Source organism: Dysgonomonas gadei ATCC BAA-286, assembly GCF_000213555.1.
Classification (GTDB): domain Bacteria; phylum Bacteroidota; class Bacteroidia; order Bacteroidales; family Dysgonomonadaceae; genus Dysgonomonas; species Dysgonomonas gadei.
Map to the genome: position 1 here is coordinate 201,850 of NZ_GL891980.1, position 14,654 is coordinate 216,503.

Genomic DNA, 14,654 nt, shown 5'->3' on the forward strand with positions numbered 1-14,654 from the left:
ATAAGCAATGACCAATAAAATAAAAGAATTACGGAGAATAGTCCCGGTACCGATGCATGAAGCCTTGCAGCTATTGAAAGTAAATGACGGGGATGTAGAAAAATGCGTCTATCTGTTCAAAGCCAAATCCATCAAAGAGATATGTGAACAAACAGGCTGTGATGAACAGACTGCCGCCGAATACTACGAAGCTGAAAAATTCGATATCAACAGGGCTGTATCTAATATCAAAGAAGATATCTATGATAAAAACTATCAGCCGATCGATGGCGTCACTAAAGAGAGTATCGGCAATATCCTGCAATGGCTACGGGTAGTAGAAGCCGAAGATTTCGGTATATCCCTCGATTATCAACTGCTGGATAAAGCATTAGAGACATTGAGCCTTATTCCCTCATTAAATGATATTGCAACAAAAGTAAAAGCTGCAAAACAAGCTAAAGATTTGATATTTGAAGGCTATACGGATGCCGATAGCCTCGAAGATTTTGTTCGCAGACACCGAAAGCTGGATGATGATAAGGATTTCATAGAAGCGAACCGGATTGTCAGTCTTGGGATTACAGTGATCAAAGAGGAGCTATTAAGGCATGTACGAAACCTCAACTAAAAGACCTTAAAATAAGATACAAAGAGGTGCTGACTTTTACAATCAGCACCTCTTTTATTATAATGATCTTACGATTAAGCTTGCGCAAGTTCATGAGCCACAGCTTTCAACTTATCCTTCTCTTTATCTACTTCGAAGGATATAGTGCTGCCTTCCTTGGCTGCACCCGAGAGTATCAGTTCGGCTATTTCGTCCTCCACATAGTTTTGGATAGCACGCTTCAACGGACGGGCGCCGAATTGAACATCATAACCTTTATCGGCTAGGAAGTCTTTTGCCTCCTGAGTCAGCTCGATCGTGTAACCAAGTTCGGCCATACGTTTATAGAATCCTTTCAGCTCTATATCAATGATCTTTTCTATAGAAGACTTGTCCAGCTGGTCGAATGTGATGATATCATCCACACGGTTCAGGAACTCAGGGGAGAAAGTCTTGTTCAATGCTTTTTGAAGCACACTTCTCGAATACTCACGGTTAGCGGCAGACTGTTTATTGAACCCGATACCTCCGCCAAAGTCTTTCAACTGGCGTGTACCAACATTGGAAGTCATTATCAGTATCGTATTCTTAAAGTCTATCTTACGCCCCATGCTATCGGTCAAATGACCTTCGTCCATCACTTGCAACAAGATATTATACACATCCGGGTGAGCTTTCTCTATTTCGTCCAGTAACACCACAGAATATGGTTTACGGCGCACTTTTTCACTCAATAGGCCACCTTCTTCGTATCCTACATATCCCGGAGGTGCTCCGACCAAGCGCGATACATTGAATTTTTCCATATATTCACTCATGTCGATACGGATAAGGGCATCGGCAGAGTCGAACAACTGTTCTGCAATCTTCTTTGCCAGATGGGTTTTCCCTACCCCTGTGGGCCCAAGGAACATAAACGAACCTATCGGACGATTAGGATCTTTCAGTCCTATACGGTTGCGTTGTATTGCTTTCACAATCTTGTTTACAGCTTCGTCCTGTCCTACTACCGCGGCCTTCAGGCTGTCCTGCATTCCTACAAGTTTAACTCCCTCCGACTCCCCAATACGTTGCACAGGCACCCCCGACATCATGGAAACCACTTCGGAAACCATCTCTGCATCTACAGTTTCCGGTTTTTCTTTCAGTGAAGCTTTCCATTCAGCTTCTGCCGCATCCAGTTTAGCCATCAACTGGCGTTGTGTATCCCGGAAGCTGGCTGCCAGTTCATATTTCTGAGCCTTCACCGCTTCACCTTTTTGTTCCACAACATCCTTTAGTTCCTTTTCAATATCTTCTATCTCCTTAGGAACATGTATGTTTGCGATATGCATACGGGAACCCGCTTCGTCCAAGGCATCAATAGCCTTATCCGGGAAGTTACGGTCTGTAATATATCTGTCGGTCAATTTCACACAGGCTGCGAGTGCATCTTCCGTATATTTCACATTGTGATGCTCTTCGTACCGCTCCTTGATATTATGCAATATCTGCAATGTTTCCTCAGCGGTAGTAGGGTCTACCATCACTTTCTGGAAACGGCGTTCAAGAGCTCCGTCTTTTTCTATATTCTTACGGTATTCGTCAAGCGTAGTTGCACCGATACATTGTATCTCGCCACGGGCCAATGCCGGTTTCAACATATTGGCAGCATCCAGTGACCCGGTTGCCCCTCCTGCGCCTACAATGGTGTGTATCTCGTCGATGAACAATATAATGTTCGGATTTTTCGACAATTCGTTAAGTATTGCTTTGATACGTTCTTCAAACTGTCCGCGGTACTTGGTACCGGCAACCACCGAAGCCATATCGAGGGCAATCACACGTTTGTCGAACAATACACGTGACACTTTCTTCTGAGTAATACGCAAAGCCAATCCTTCAACAATTGCAGATTTACCCACTCCGGGTTCACCTATCAGTATAGGATTGTTCTTCTTGCGGCGGCTCAGGATTTGCGCCAAACGTTCTATTTCCTTTTCACGGCCCACTATTGGGTCCAGTCTGTTTTCCAGTGCGGCTTTTGTCATATCCATACCGAAATTATCCAATACGGGGGTATCAGTTGCCTGACGCGGCTGTTGGGTATTCACATTTGAGCTACCGCCTACAGCTTCGTCGTCATCGTCGTCATCATCTGTGAAATCAGCTCCCATACGGGGCGATTCCTTGCTGTTTTTATGTATTATATCACCCATGCTTTTAATATAGGTGAAAGCTCCGTTGTAATCCATATGATTTTCTTCCAGTAACATCGCCGTAACATTGTCGTGATCTTTCAGAATAGCAAGAAGTAAGTGTTCGGAGTCAGTTTCCTGACTTTTAGTCAAACGCGCTTCCAGTATGCTCATCTTCAAAATCTTCTCAGTACTTTTACTTAATACGATCTCACTGTTTGGGTATGCATCCTCCTGTTGCTTTAATATGTTATTATCAATACTGTCTTTTAACTCAATTAGATCTATTCCGAAATCCTTCAATGCCTGTATGGCTAATCCTTCTCCGTTGCGGAGTATTCCAAGCATCAAATGTTCGGGCGCTAGATAATTCGTTTGCAGACGTCCGGCCTCCTCACGACTATAAGTCATGATTTTGCGAACTCTTGGTGAAAAATTATTTTCCATAACCGTCTTATTTGATGTTTTATGCAATTATGCGTATGTTACAAATATAAGATTTATTTCTAAAATGTATTTCAGATAAAATCTTAATAATCTAATTTATTATATTCAAACAAAAATGATGCCATAATGTTTACACCTGTTATGCAAATCTAAACACAATATTTCAAATTGTAAAACTTTAGGATATATATTTGACAATATGAATATTTAACCATTACAAAAATATTACATTAATGTTAAATAAATAATTTTAATTACTTTTTGTTTGATTATATAAAAATAGTTCTATACTTTTGTAAAGTATTTTTCATGGTATTAGATTTATGGTTAGGAGTGAAGATTGGTTGTCGTGAGACAACCATTCCTATTTTATAGGGTTTCGTTCCACCTATTTTTCGCCTTTTAAATTGGAAAACCGAAGACCAATTGATGCCTCTCTTTACCTCATTTCTTTATTCTGTTACTGTCCGTCATTTATATTGACTTTGCTTTCCCCTATTAATTTAAGTCATTTATTATCAATAATTAATATTTAAAAAGGTAACAAAGGTAGCAGGGAAAGCAATTAAAAATGAAGAATGAAAAAATTAATAATTAGCTTTTATAAATTAACAGAGACTCATGACTTACTACTTAAAACTCATTACTTGTTAAAAGGTAACAAAGGTAACACTTGTTTCAGTAAACAGTAAACGACTTGCATCCCGTTTCTTGTCTACCCGTATCTCATATAACGTTCAACTTATTACTCAATACTTACTACTTGTTAAAAAGTAACAAAGGTAACAGCTTTTACGCATTTTAATGATTGAATCCTTAAACATCAAATTTTTAAATCCTAATCCAATACTTCAAAGAGCTGAATGCTAACAACCCAAAGCTATCAGCTAATACATAGATAAAGTTCCCCATAAATATTTTACCACATTCACCACAAAGCTAATATTAAGAGAAAAGATTATCTTTGCTGACTATGGAAGATACTTTCAGAACAATCGTCAAAGCATCCAAAGCAATCTATACAGAAAAGCGAAGCAAATTTATAGCCTATGCTATTCCTGTATTGTCTGCCGATGAGGTTAAAGCTGAAATAGAAAAATTACGGAAAGAATATTATGATGCGCGCCATGTATGCTGGGCATACATGCTAGGTGCCGACCGAAAAGACTTCCGGGCAAATGACGATGGAGAACCCTCAGGCACAGCAGGAAAGCCGATCCTCGGGCAAATAAACTCCAATGAGCTGACAAATATCCTTATTGCCGTAGTGCGCTATTTTGGTGGGATAAAACTTGGCACAAGCGGACTGATTGTGGCATACAGAGAAGCGGCAGCCGAAGCAATCAGGGAAGCAGAAATAGTAAAAAAGACTGTGGATTGCCAAATTTCGTTTGGTTTTGAATATCCTTTTATGAATGATGTGATGAAAATCGTGAAAGATCTGGAGCCAACCATTTTAAATCAGAGCTACGAAATGGATTGCCTGATGACTCTCGAAATACGTAAAGCTAAATTCGAAGAATTGAGAAACCGTCTCGAAAAAGTAGAAAGTCTGAAATTTATTGAATAAAAAATAACGGCCATCCTCTGAAAGACAGCCGCTAAACTTAAAATATTTATTCTGAGCCTTAGATTATTCCCTGAGCCATTACAGCTTTAGCGACCTTCATAAATCCGGCGATATTTGCACCTTTCACATAGTTCACATAACCATCAGGCTCTGTACCGTACTTCACACAGTTCTCGTGGATATTAGCCATAATCCATTTCAACTTGCTATCTACTTCTTCTTCCGACCAGCTAAGACGCTCCGAATTCTGAGTCATCTCCAGACCAGATACAGAAACACCTCCGGCATTGGCGGCCTTACCCGGTGCATAAAGGATTTTCGCTTTCTGGAATACGGCAATGGCTTCCGGCGTCGACGGCATGTTTGCACCTTCCGAAACAGCAATAATACCATTCGCTACAAGTTTTTGTGCATCTTCACCACTAATCTCGTTCTGTGTTGCCGAAGGCAAAGCAATATCGCCTTCTTCGCCCCAAGGGCGGGCACCTGCTACATATTTACACCCGTAAGTTTCGGCATATTCACTGATACGTCCCCTGTAAAGTTCTTTCAACTCCTTCACATATTCCAGTTTCTCTGCCGTAATGCCATCCGGATCGTAGATATAACCGCTCGAATCTGACAATGTTACAGGTATCGCTCCCAGTTCTATCAGTTTTTCACAGGTATATTGCGCCACGTTACCCGAACCGGACACAAGGCATTTTTTACCGCTTATATTTATATTTTTGGTTTTCAGCATCTCTAACAGGAAATACACATTTCCATATCCTGTAGCTTCCGGACGAATCAAAGATCCCCCGAATGTAAGACCTTTCCCCGTGAAAGTTCCTGTAAACTCACGAGCCAACTTCTTATACATCCCGAACATATAACCTACTTCGCGACCGCCTACACCTATATCTCCGGCAGGAACATCCGTATCAGGACCGATATGACGCCACAGTTCCGTCACAAAAGCCTGACAAAAACGCATAACTTCGGAGCTCGACTTACCTTTAGGATTAAAATCTGAACCACCTTTACCTCCACCCATAGGCAGTGTGGTAAGAGAGTTTTTAAATGTTTGCTCAAATGCAAGGAATTTAAGTATCGAAGGATTCACTGATGCATGCAAACGGATACCACCCTTATACGGGCCAATAGCATTACTATGCTGCACACGGTATCCCATGTTGGTATGCGTATTTCCTTTATCATCGACCCATGTTACACGAAACGAAAAAATACGGTCCGGAATACAGAGCCTTTCTATCAGGTTAGCTTTTTCAAATTCAGGATGTTTGTTGTACTCTTCTTCAATGGATTCTAATACTTCATGCACTGCCTGATGGTACTCAGGCTCGTTTGGGAATCGACGTTTTAAGTCCTCTAGTACTTGTTCTACTTTCATTTCAATTTACGGATTTTGATTTATGGATGCTACAAATATAGAAAAAAAATATCCATTTGTTAACTTTTGTTTCAAAAAAGCGATAATTTATTCATTTCAAATTAAGAATAACCATATATTTACCATATATATTGTGACACAGATGCTTTTTAATATCGTTTTTTTCTTATTTTTGCGAATAATATAATTTAAAAAGAAATGACATATTTAATCACAGGCGGAGCCGGTTTTATCGGCTCGAATTTTGTGAAACACATGCTGGCCGTGTATCCGGATGCAAAACTTATCATATTTGATGCCCTCACATATGCAGGAAACCTTGGAACATTATCAGAAGAACTGAAAGATACCAGAGTTACTTTTGTAAAAGGGGACATTTGTGACAGGAATGCAACCGAGAAAGTGTTCTCGGAACACACTATCGACTATGTCATCAATTTTGCTGCCGAAAGTCATGTTGACAGAAGCATCGAAAATCCACAACTATTTCTGCAGGTGAACATTCTCGGTACCCAGAATTTGCTCGATACTGCAAAAAAGCACTGGACAACAGGCAAAGATGAAAATAATTATCCTATATGGCGCAAAGGCGTAAAGTACCTGCAGGTATCTACAGACGAAGTATATGGATCGTTAGGCGACGAAGGCTATTTCACTGAAGCCACTCCCTTGGATCCCCGCTCACCATACAGTGCAGGCAAAGCCGGAGGCGATCTGATTGTGCGTGCCTATGGCGAAACATATAAAATGCCTGTGAATATAACCCGTTGTTCGAACAATTACGGCCCCTACCATTTCCCTGAAAAGCTGATCCCGCTTATTATACGCAACATCTTATCCGGCAAACAGCTGCCCGTATATGGAGACGGCAGCAATGTGCGCGACTGGCTATATGTTGAAGATCACTGTAAGGCTATAGACGCAGTTCTTCACAAAGGGCGCATCGATGAAGTTTACAATGTAGGCGGACACAATGAGAAAAAAAATCTCGATATAGTAAAGCTCGTTATCAAGACTATCCACGATATTATGGAAAAAGAGCCCCGGTACCGTGAAGTATTGAATAAAAAGGAAGTCGCTGCTGATGGCAGTATAGATATAAGCTGGATAAATGACAGCTTGATTTCATTCGTCAAAGACCGTCAGGGGCATGACCACCGCTATGCGATAGACCCCACAAAAATAAGCACGGAACTTGGGTGGCTGCCCGAAACAAACTTCGATACAGGCATTGTGAAAACAATCTACTGGTATCTCGACAACCAGACTTGGGTAGAAGAGGTTACCTCGGGCGACTACATGAAGTATTACGAGCAAATGTATGGAAACCGATAATATATCACAATAAAAGATGGAACGCTTAAAAGCAATTCTGGCCGATAAAATACTGGATATATCATCCGCAAGTGGTGATGAAGTAAAGTCAAAAATAGACAAGATGCAACGTTTCCGTGACTTTGCTAACGCTTGCCAGACTCTGATGAAGAGATATCCTGCCATTGAGGACGAACTGATAAAAATGGTTGAAAACGGCGATTTTGACACTAAAGTTGCCTCATCACGTGTAGATACAATCATTCGTCTGACAGATACCGAAGCGGCACAGGCCGGCAGGATTGTCATACCTCAAATTACAGAACCTGAGAATACGGAAAACAATCCCGATGAGATTCTGATTACAGAAGAAGATGAAACTGCAGATCTGCCGGAGGAAAATGAAGGAGTATCTCAATATGCTTCTGTGGACGACATACCTATGGAGATTGTCCATACGGAAGATATAGATTACGACGAATTACAATCATCACCTGAAGAAGACACGGAAAATTATGTACCTTTCGAAGATATAAATCCGGTAGGTGAGACTGATGAAACCGGTATATCATTAGAGTCCGAAGAAAACTATGAATCGGAATTATATCCTGATTCCGAAACAGAACCGGATACAATTACCGAAGCTATCATAGAATCCGAACAGAAAGAAGTCAAAGTTGAAACATATGAGGAGGAAATCGAAGACGGACTAAGTGAAGAAGAACTTGCAGCCAGACGTAAAATCATTATTAAAAGAGTTATTCAGGTGGCAGGGCTTGTTGCTATAGTGGTAGCTTTGATTTTTATTGTTAAATTTGTGATGCTCCATTGGCAAACCATACTGATTATTATCGGTGTACTGGCTGTTTTAGCCATATTATTCTTCTGGTTTAAGCGAAAGCAGTAACCGGATTATGTCGAACCAATTATTCCCGAAATGGACTATTATAGGCAATTCTCGCTAAAAAATTACAATTCATTCAAGACAGAAGCATCGGCAAAGATATTTTGCCAGCCCAAAAATGTAGAAGAACTCCGAAGATGTCTCACAGAGCATCCATACGAACAAAAACTAATTATAGGAGGCGGCTGTAACCTCTTTTTCACAAAAGACTTTGACGGGCTTGTTATCCATCCCGAGTTGAAAGGCCTTCGTGAAATATCGGACGAAGAGGAAGAAGACGAGGACATATTCATTGAAGTAAATGCGTCTGAAGATTGGGACGGATTTGTTTCCTATTGTGTCGAACGCGGTTTTGCCGGACTCGAAAATCTTTCCCTTATCCCCGGCACTGTCGGTGCCGCGCCCATCCAGAATATCGGTGCATACGGAGCAGAAGTAAAGGACGTTATCCACGAAGTTGTAGCCATAAATATGGTGACAGGTGAGGCGGTATCTTTCTCTAATGCGGAATGCGAATTTGGATACCGGGACAGCATCTTTAAACGTACGAACAAATACCTTATTATTTCAGTTGTATTCCATCTGAAACGGACTTTTGTTTATACACCGAAATACTTTGACCTGAACAAAGAACTGGAAGATATAGAAGAACCCACTATACAAGATGTACGCAACGCGGTAATACGCGTCCGTCAACGGAAATTACCGGACGAAAAAGTATTGCCTAATGCCGGCAGCTTTTTTAAAAATCCATATATAAGCCAGGAACACGTAGAAAAAATAAAGACTGATTATCCCGAACTCCCGGCCTTTTTACAGAAAGACGGATCGGTGAAGACATCAGCCGCTTTCCTTATCGATAAAGCCGGGTATAAAGGAATAAGAATCGGCAATATAGGCACATATCCTAACCAGCCGCTTATCATCGTGAATTATGGTTCTTCGGATGGAAACGACATTGTGCGTTTCATGCGTGAAATACAAAGTGCCGTAAAAGACACATTCAATATAGAATTGGAACCCGAAGTAAGAATATTTTGATGACTATTAGTCCATAGCGGTTAGCCTATAGCCATTTGTGCAAAAGCTAATAGCTAACAACTGATAGCTAACAACTAAACATATAACTAATAACATGGCATCATTTATCATACAAGGCGGTTGCCGCCTCAGCGGCGAAATAACTCCACAAGGAGCAAAAAACGAAGCATTACAGGTAATCTGTGCAGTATTACTCACACCAGAAGAAGTAATAATAGAAAATATTCCGGATATACTGGATGTAAACAACCTTATTGCCCTGCTGGGCGAAATGGGGGTGGAAACAAAGCGATTGGGAGAAGACACATGGTCATTCAAAGCCGAAAATGTAAATATCGATTATTTACAAACACCTGAATTCTTAAAGAAAAGTGCATCTCTCAGGGGATCGGTAATGATTATCGGCCCTCTCGTAGCCCGCTTCGGAAAGGCTATGTTGCCAAAACCGGGAGGTGATAAGATAGGCCGCCGTCGTTTAGACACTCACTTTATAGGCATACAGAAGTTGGGCGCCGACTTCGTATATGATGATGCTCAACAGATATATAACATCACTGCCGAAAAGCTGCATGGTACATACATGCTGCTTGATGAAGCATCGGTAACAGGTACAGCGAATATACTGATGGCTGCCGTATTGGCAGAAGGAGAAACAACTATCTACAACGCTGCTTGTGAACCATATCTGCAGCAGTTGAGCAAAATGCTGAATAAGATGGGAGCTAAAATTTCGGGCGTAGGCTCTAACCTGCTAAGAATAGAAGGAGTAGATTCTCTCGGAGGAGTAAAACACCGTATTTTGCCAGATATGATCGAAATAGGCAGTTTTATAGGGATGGCAGCTATGACAGGCTCCGAAATCACTATAAAGAATGTTGCATACGACGATTTGGGAATTATCCCCGACACTTTCCGCAGATTGGGTATCCATCTGGAAAGGAAAGGCGATGATATACATATCCCTGCTCAGAAAGAGTATGAAATAGACACATTTATCGATGGGTCTATACTTACTATTGCCGATGCACCGTGGCCGGGCCTGACACCCGACCTCATCAGTGTATTGCTGGTAGTAGCTACACAGGCAAAGGGCAGTGTACTGATTCATCAGAAAATGTTTGAAAGTCGCCTGTTCTTCGTCGATAAACTGATAGATATGGGTGCGCAGATCATATTATGCGATCCGCACCGGGCGACAGTTATCGGTACAGGCAAGCGTCCGATGCGCTCTACTACGATGACATCACCTGATATCCGCGCAGGGATTGCTTTGCTTATAGCTGCAATGTGTGCCGACGGAAAAAGTACAATCCATAATATAGAACAGATTGACCGTGGATATCAGAATATAGATGTCCGGCTCAATCAACTCGGTGCTAACATCATGCGATTGGATTAAAATATGATATAATACAATTTTTCAATTTTTACACTATGACAGAAAATGAGAAATATCTCTACGATCATTTCCTTATTAGTATAAAATCAGGATTTGAAGCATTAGAAGATATTATTAACGATGCGCTGGAGGCTGTGGAAGATGAAGGCTGGGAAAGCGAAATTTCCGAAGAATGGATTCGTGAAACATTTGAAAGGGAGTACAAAAAGAATGAGGACGAGAGCAAAACATGGCAGCATCCGACTGATACGGAAAAACTACGCGTAGTATTCGATACCCTCTGCAAAGAAAAGATAGTTGCTTTGCACAACGCCGGATATACCCAGTCTGATGCCATCTATGACGTACAGGATGTATGGAAAGATCTGGAAGACGAAGGTATTAAACCTATCGGCTACTGTTATTACCACGGACAGGATTTAGAACGTGTGATAGAAACCGGAACGCTTTGTATCGGGTTCTATGGGGAAAAAGAGAAGAATGATAAAGAAGCCATTCTTATTGGCAATAAAGTAGTAGCAGCTCTTAAAGATGCAGGATTTACGATCGACTGGAATGGTTCTGCCTCAAAAAGAATAGAGATACAGGATTTCAAATGGAAAAACGTCTTTACATCGGATGACGATGTGGAAGAGAAATGGGGTTATGACCGCGTTTTGCAATTGATGGAAGAATAAAAGGACTCCGATAAGAATTACAAGAGACTGATTACATATCAGTCTCTTATTTTTTATCCCGACTTGTCCAACAATCACAATGTAACCTCGCTATTAATAAAACAAGTAATTATGTTCATTCCGTTTGAAACGATAGCGTTGACGAGGTACAGGCAAAGGGTCCTGAGTAGAAATATCCCATCTGAGCAAGACCTCAATCATTTCGTTTTTTATATCGCCATAATTCTCATCCCTAAACAGGTTATTCAATTCAGACGGATCATTTTTCAGATTATAAAGCCGGCCGTTACCATCCATATCATATACCAGTTTCCAGTCTCCTTTGCGAAGCATACGCATGGTCCCACTCTGTGTCCATGTATTCAGTTCATCAAAGAATAAGCCTTTTTTACCCACAGCTCCCTCCTCTTTATAATCAGTTGCATCAGCTTTGGTATAATACATACCGCCGAATCCATCCTGAGCCATCACACTTGCAAATTCCTTCTCAGGAAACTCTTTTCCCTGCAACATCGGCCAAAGGCTGCGCCCCTGCACTCCCACCGGAATATCTGCACCGATAACTTCACATACGGTAGGAAATATATCTATCAGGCTGATATGCGATTTCTGTGGCATTGCGGAGGCTTTTATCCCCGGCCCGGTCCACTGCATTGGTATACGGGTGATGGCATCATCCAGACCTACACCCTTTTTCATCAATCCATACTCTCCTACATAATCTCCATGATCTGCAACGAATATAATGATCGTGTTATCATAAACTCCTTTCGCTTTCAAGTTACTCACAAAACGAGCCAACTGATCATCTATCATACGCAACATTCCATGATAAATAGAGCGTAAGCGTTGCAGATTCTGCTGATATCCGATGTGCCCCTGCCCCATCATTTCGGCAAGAAGCTGATATTCGGCTCCTTTCGTTTCCTGATCTTTAGCTGAACTTCCCATTTGAGGAAGTGATTCCGGTGGAAACATTGAATAATAAGGTTCACAGACCTGATAAGGATTGTGCGGCTCTGCTATCGAAAACCACATCAGAAAAGGCTTCTCTCCCTGAGAATCTATCCATTGGGAAGCATCATCTACCATACGGTAAGGCAACTGCCCTTCGGGTCCATAGGGCGAAGGAGTCATACTGGCATACATATCCAGTGTTCCCAGAAATTTATCGAATGCTTCGCCTATCTTACTTTTATTATTCGACGGCTGTCCTCCATGATCGTACGGACTCCAATAATCTACACGCTCAGGAGTCAGATGCGAATGGTTTTTACCAATCATAGCAGTCGCATATCCTTTCTCTCTTGCCACATCGAAAAGGTCTTTCGTATAATAAGCATCTTTAATATTATGATTGGACCTTACATGAGTAGAACCGGGAAAACGCCCGGTCAGCATAGACACACGTGCAGGACCACTGGCCGGCGCGGATGTGTATGCGCGGTCGAACCATGCTCCCTCTTTTGCCAGTTTATCGGCAAAAGGCATTGTATTCAGCGGGTATCCTTCCCGCTGCAACAAATCTGCACGCAACTGGTCTGCCATTATAATAATGACATTCGGATTCTTTGATGTATTTTGTGTGAAAACAGGAAGTATCACACATGTAGAAAATGATACACCTGCCAATATTTTTTCACCAATATTATTTATCATATTTTAGATTTCAGGATTTGCATACTTATTTACGAATTACGCGAGATTAAAGCCATATAGAACGATCAACACTAAAGATATCGGATAAAAAAGGTAACACTTTTATCATTTACCCGAAACACCTATAAGACTTATAATCAATACAAAAACCTTTAAAAAGTAACAAAAGTAACAACTTTTTTCGTTTTTTTTACGCTGTCACTATTTTATCATATAACACACTTGTTTTCTGCATTGTATAGATAAAATAAATTTAGAAATGTAACACTTTATATCAATCCCATAGTGCGGAGACTCAGATCAATTTCTCTCTCATCTCCTGTATGCTTTCCTGCAACATCTGATAGTTTTACAGCTTTCAAATAATTAGAGTCTTTCTTATGCACTTTCACATCAGTAAGCTTTATTACTATATTCAGGGGTTTTACTCCTACATCGTTAGAAAAGAATGTGCCGATACCGTATGTATCATGCATGCGCCCCGCCACATGATTCTTTATAGCCTTTACGGATTCCAGATTCAGGGAATCACTGAATACGAGGGTTTTTGATGTTGGGTCGATACGGTTTTTCTCATAAAACTGGATTGCTTTGTCTGCAAACACCAAGGGATCACTACTATCGTGGCGTACACCGTCAAACAATTTTGCGTGTTTGAGACTGAACGAGTCAAAGAATGCGTCAGTCGTATATGTGTCCGTAAGAGCAATCCCCAGACTGCCGTCATATACATCCACCCATGCTTCCAGTCCTTTTATATTTGCCGAGCGGTATCCATAGATAGCCCCGTGATACATAAACCATTCATGCGGCATAGTACCGATAGGAGTAGTATTATATTTCATAGCCAGATACACATTACTTGTTCCTTTGAAATATTCTCCCGAATGGGCCTTCAGTGCCCCCACCACTTTATCCTGTACCTCAAAAGAGAAACGGCGGCGTGTACCGAATTCCGAATAATCGGCTTCTATCCCACTCAGCGCTTTAGCTTTTACCACAGCTTTCTCTTCCACAGCTGCCGGCGTAGCTCCGGTCATTTTGAAATACAACTCGGATATGATAGCTAACAATGGAACTTCCCACAATACAGTACGATACCAATAACCTTCTATAATTACGCTGAGGTCTCCCCCCTCTTGTACGATAGTGACCTCTTCGGGCTTATATCTGAATCCTTCGAGAAAGTCGACAAATACAGGATCAAAGAAATAGCATTTAGTCTTTACGAATTTCTTTTCTTCCTGCGTCAGTTTCAGATCGGCCATTGCCGCCACTTCTTCCCGCATTCTTTCGGCAAAACCTTCCGGAAACTGTGTCCCTCCCCGGTTCGTAAATGCATACTTGACATACGCCCACGGATATAGTTTCTGTATGGCAAGCATTACGGAGAATTTATAAAGGTCGTTGTCGGTGAAATGTTTAATTATCATACATCCGGATTTTTAATGAAATAACAAATATAAGTTTTTTATATAACAAAA

11 protein-coding genes are annotated in these 14,654 nt (G+C 41.1%); 7 read left to right on the forward strand and 4 right to left on the reverse strand.

Translation table 11 applies throughout. The features are described from left to right. The first annotated feature begins 7 nt into the window (after positions 1–7). Positions 8–610: a hypothetical protein gene (locus tag HMPREF9455_RS04770; RefSeq protein WP_006798479.1), complete on the forward strand. Its 603-nt coding sequence runs from the start codon at positions 8–10 to the stop codon at positions 608–610. A 74-nt stretch (positions 611–684) separates the two neighbouring features. On the opposite strand, the gene HMPREF9455_RS04775 is transcribed toward HMPREF9455_RS04770, so the two are convergent. After that, positions 685–3,213 carry an ATP-dependent Clp protease ATP-binding subunit gene (locus HMPREF9455_RS04775; RefSeq protein ID WP_006798480.1) on the reverse strand — a complete coding sequence of 843 codons (2,529 nt, stop codon included), beginning with the start codon at positions 3,211–3,213 and terminating at the stop codon, positions 685–687. A 973-nt stretch (positions 3,214–4,186) separates the two neighbouring features. On the opposite strand from HMPREF9455_RS04775, the gene HMPREF9455_RS04780 reads away from it, so the two are divergent. Beyond that, positions 4,187–4,783: an IMPACT family protein gene (locus HMPREF9455_RS04780; protein WP_006798481.1), complete on the forward strand. Its 597-nt coding sequence runs from the start codon at positions 4,187–4,189 to the stop codon at positions 4,781–4,783. Positions 4,784–4,841: 58 nt separating this feature from the next. On the opposite strand, the gene HMPREF9455_RS04785 is transcribed toward HMPREF9455_RS04780, so the two are convergent. Continuing rightward, complete coding sequence (locus HMPREF9455_RS04785; RefSeq protein ID WP_006798482.1) at positions 4,842–6,176, reverse strand: NADP-specific glutamate dehydrogenase; 1,335 nt, start codon at positions 6,174–6,176, stop codon at positions 4,842–4,844. 198 nt (positions 6,177–6,374) lie between these two features. Here HMPREF9455_RS04785 and rfbB point away from each other — a divergent pair, with 198 nt between their 5' ends. From rfbB to HMPREF9455_RS04810, 5 genes are all read left to right on the forward strand, one after another. Further along, positions 6,375–7,511 (forward strand): dTDP-glucose 4,6-dehydratase, encoded by a 1,137-nt coding sequence (gene rfbB / locus HMPREF9455_RS04790; protein WP_006798483.1) that lies wholly within the window; start codon positions 6,375–6,377, stop codon positions 7,509–7,511. Positions 7,512–7,527: 16 nt separating this feature from the next. Then, positions 7,528–8,397: a phage holin family protein gene (locus tag HMPREF9455_RS04795; protein WP_006798484.1), complete on the forward strand. Its 870-nt coding sequence runs from the start codon at positions 7,528–7,530 to the stop codon at positions 8,395–8,397. A 30-nt stretch (positions 8,398–8,427) separates the two neighbouring features. Next, positions 8,428–9,435, forward strand: a complete 1,008-nt coding sequence (murB, locus tag HMPREF9455_RS04800) for a UDP-N-acetylmuramate dehydrogenase (RefSeq protein ID WP_006798485.1) — start codon at positions 8,428–8,430, stop codon at positions 9,433–9,435. A 94-nt stretch (positions 9,436–9,529) separates the two neighbouring features. Further along, the gene (gene murA, locus HMPREF9455_RS04805) at positions 9,530–10,834 is read left to right on the forward strand and encodes a UDP-N-acetylglucosamine 1-carboxyvinyltransferase (protein WP_006798486.1); all 1,305 of its coding nucleotides are present in this window, start codon (positions 9,530–9,532) and stop codon (positions 10,832–10,834) included. A 35-nt stretch (positions 10,835–10,869) separates the two neighbouring features. Then, a complete protein-coding gene (locus tag HMPREF9455_RS04810; RefSeq protein WP_006798487.1) occupies positions 10,870–11,511 on the forward strand; it encodes a DUF6891 domain-containing protein in 642 nt (213 codons plus the stop codon). Between the two features lie 93 nt (positions 11,512–11,604). Here HMPREF9455_RS04810 and HMPREF9455_RS04815 read toward each other — a convergent pair whose 3' ends face one another. Beyond that, the gene (locus tag HMPREF9455_RS04815) at positions 11,605–13,170 is read right to left on the reverse strand and encodes a sulfatase family protein (protein ID WP_006798488.1); all 1,566 of its coding nucleotides are present in this window, start codon (positions 13,168–13,170) and stop codon (positions 11,605–11,607) included. 269 nt (positions 13,171–13,439) lie between these two features. Then, entirely contained in the window at positions 13,440–14,603 is a 1,164-nt protein-coding gene (gene pncB / locus HMPREF9455_RS04820; RefSeq protein ID WP_006798489.1) for a nicotinate phosphoribosyltransferase, read from the reverse strand. Positions 14,604–14,654: the final 51 nt, after the last annotated feature.